General features: G+C 82.0%; 1 protein-coding gene. It reads left to right on the plus strand.

All coding sequences use genetic code 11. The features are described 5' to 3' along the window. On the plus strand, nt 1-349 hold a 349-nt coding region (locus GTR00_RS22640), incomplete at its 5' end, for a helix-turn-helix domain-containing protein (RefSeq protein WP_240900834.1). Between the last annotated feature and the right edge of the window lie 45 nt (nt 350-394).

Consider the following 394-nt stretch of genomic DNA (forward strand, 5'->3'; position numbering starts at 1 on the left):
CCTGCTGCCCGTGCGCGGGCGCCCCGCCGCCCCGCCCGCCCCGCTGCTGCGCGAGCTGGTCGGCGCGGTGCTGCGCGAGGAGCGCACCGACCAGGGGCGCACCCTGGCCGACGTGGCCGCCGCCTCCGGGGTGTCCCTGCCGCACCTGTCGCAGGTCGAGCGCGGCGGCAAGGAGCCCTCCTCGGAGGTCGTCGCCGCGATCTGCGGGGCGCTGGGCCTGCCGCTGGTGGAGCTGCTGCGCCGGGCCGCCGGGGAGCCGCTGGACGTGACGTCCTCGAGCGGGCGCGCCGCCGGGTCCGCCGCGCCCGCGGCGCCCGCCGCGGGCGTCTCCCTCTCCCTCGTCGCCTGACCCGCCCCACGACCACCGCGGGGGTGGAGGCGGGGCGGGTCAGGC

The organism is Kineococcus indalonis, assembly GCF_009906395.1.
In the GTDB taxonomy this organism is placed as follows: domain Bacteria; phylum Actinomycetota; class Actinomycetes; order Actinomycetales; family Kineococcaceae; genus Kineococcus; species Kineococcus indalonis.